The sequence below is a fragment of the Collinsella aerofaciens genome (genome assembly GCF_040926185.1).
Taxonomy (GTDB): domain Bacteria; phylum Actinomycetota; class Coriobacteriia; order Coriobacteriales; family Coriobacteriaceae; genus Collinsella; species Collinsella aerofaciens_BC.
Genome location: NZ_JBCOIQ010000037.1, coordinates 1 through 2,547 on the forward strand (window position 1 = coordinate 1; position 2,547 = coordinate 2,547).

Below are 2,547 nucleotides of genomic sequence, written 5' to 3' on the forward strand. Positions count from 1 at the left end.
TGAGTATTTGCTCGCTTGAGCACTGTTGAATATCGCGAAACAGCACCGCCGATATCGCGCTTGGGCACCGGGGCCGACACTGGCCCCGGTGCTTTTTTATTGCTACCGGTCTATCCGCGGCGCTGCCGCATGTTGGCCTCGCCCATGTCGACCCAGACCGCGTTGTGCACGATCCTGTCCATGATGGCGTCGGCATGCACCCCGCCGCCGAGCCTCGGGTGCCAGTCCTTCTTCTTGAACTGGGTGCAGAATACGGTCGAGGCCGTGCCGTACCTCAGCTCCATCAGCTCCAGCAGCATCGACCTGAACTCGGTGTCCGGCCTGTCGAGCAGCCACTCGTCTATCACGAGCAGGCCGAACGCCCCGTACTTGCGGACGAGCTTGCGCTCGCCGCCGGGCCGGTCACGGCTCTCGCGCCAGAGGTCCTCGAGGTCGGGCTGGCGGACGTAGCACGACCTCACCCTCCTGGCGCAGGCGGCCTTCGCGAGCGCGCAGGCCAGGTAGGTCTTGCCCGTGCCGGTGAGGCCCTGGAGAACCACGTTCTCGCCGCGCCCGACGAACCCGCAGGTCGCGAGCTCGGCCACCGCCACCCTGTCGAGGCCGCGGCCCTCGAAGAAGTCGACCGAGCGGACGTCGGCCTCGGGGTACCTGAGGCCGGCCCTCCTCGTCAGGTTGCGGACCTTCTGCGTGATGAAGTCGGAGTGCGCCTCGTCCACCGCCATCTGGACGCGCTCGGCGAACGCCATCCCGGCGCACACGGCCTCGTCCTGGGCGGAGAGGGCGGCGAGCAGCTCGGCCGCCCCCATCTCCCTGAGCTTGCGGGCGGTCTCCGCGTTGACGTCCATGCTCACCCCTCCCCGTAGAAGCCGGCGCCGCGCACGTAGCCGCAGTCCCCGGACGCCTCGCCGGCTGGCGCCCTGTCCTGCCCCGACCTCAGCACGGGCTCGACGTCGCGGTAGCGCGGCGACCTCTTCCCGGTCGCGAGCGCCATCCCGCACGCCCGCTCGAGCCTCGCCGGGGTGTAGCGCCTGGACAGCCTGAGCACGGCGAGCGCGGCGTTGAAGCCCTGCTCGTCGAACTCGTAGCAGGCGAACACCCTGTCCACCAGCTCGGAGCAGGAGGGCCCGACCCTCGAGGCCCAGGCGCGGATGCGCGGCGCGTCCCAGTCCGACCACGCCCTGCCCTCGGGCATGTCCGAGCCGCGCGTGGAGTAGCGGTTCCTCGCGTAGGACGGGAACCTGGGGTGCGTGGCCACGCGCTCGCCGCCGGAGAAGACCTCAACCTTGCCCTCGGTGACGCGCAGGTCGACCGTCGAGCCGACGAGCAGGTGGCTCACCGAGTAGTAGTTGCGGGCGTACGCGACGTGGCAGTTGGCCTGGACCTTGCGGCCGTAGACCCACTCGCACACCTCGAAGGGCTCGGCCGGTAGGGGCCTCAGCAGCGGGCGCTCGACCTCCTCGAACACCTCGCGCCTCGAGCCCTCGCGCTTGGCGAACGGCGCGTCGTTGTGCTCCGCGACCCTCCGGGCGACGGCGGCGCGGAGGGCCGCCATGTCGGTGAACACCTCGTCGCGAAGCGCCGCTATCACGTAGGTCGCGGCGGCCCAGACCTCGTTCTCGGCGCTCGGCTTGTCGCGGGGCCTCCTGACCCTCGCCGGGATCACGGCGGAGCCGTAGTGCGCGGCGAGCTCCTCGTAGGCCGCGTTCAGGACCGGCTCCCCGGCCCTGGGGTGGGCGGTGACGCCGGTCCTCAGGTTGTCGGGGACGATGCAGGGCGTCGCGCCTCCCAGGAAGGAGAAGGCGTGCACGTGGCACAGCAGCCATGTATCCTGCTTCATGTCGAGCGTCGGCTCGACGTAGCTGTACCGGCTGAACGGGAGGCAGGCCACGAACAGGTACACCTTCCTGACCTCGCCGGTCGCGGGGTCCACGAGCCGCATCGTGGGCCCCGACCAGTCGACCTCCATGTTCCTGCCCGCCTTGTGCCCGACGCGGCTCACCACGTTGCGCGACACCGTGTACTGGCGGTAGCGCTTGCAGAACCTGTCGTAGGACATCGACGGCGCGCCGGCCTCCGCGCACCCGTCGGCATACTCCGCGTGCAGGAGCTTGAGCGTGACGCCGGTCCTCGCGAGCTCGCGGTGGACGCGTGCCCAGTCGGGGTCGGCGTGCACCGGCCCGGCGTCGCCCCTGCCGGGGAACAGCAGCGCGTAGGCGGCCTCCTCGGACATCCCCTCGACGTCCTCCCAGGAGACGCCCCGCTCCCTCGCGGCTTCCAGCACGTCCTGGACGCCGTGCTTCGAGACGTGGGCGGTGCGGGCGATCGCGTTCTGCGAAAGCCCGTTCACCGACCTCAGCCTCAGGACCTCCCTGGCCCTGATCCTTCTCGCCATGTGGAACCTCCTCGTTCTCTGGACTGCATGGCAGCCCGAGCGTAACGGGGATGCGCGGGAAGGCATTTAATGGCGGTGCCGAACGGCAATATTCGGTCGGGTGGGCGGCGGTGCTGATTCGCAATATAGGTGGTGTCGAAAGGGCCTAGGACTCA

The 2,547-nt window shown here is 69.7% G+C and carries 2 protein-coding genes; both read right to left on the reverse strand.

The genetic code is table 11. The features are described 5' to 3' along the window. Positions 1 to 110 precede the first annotated feature (110 nt). On the reverse strand, positions 111 to 845 hold the full coding sequence (locus tag AB5750_RS09635) for an ATP-binding protein (protein ID WP_271737436.1): 735 nt from the start codon (positions 843 to 845) through the stop codon (positions 111 to 113). A 2-nt stretch (positions 846 to 847) separates the two neighbouring features. Continuing rightward, entirely contained in the window at positions 848 to 2,392 is a 1,545-nt protein-coding gene (gene istA, locus AB5750_RS09640) for an IS21 family transposase (protein WP_368146273.1), read from the reverse strand. Positions 2,393 to 2,547: the final 155 nt, after the last annotated feature.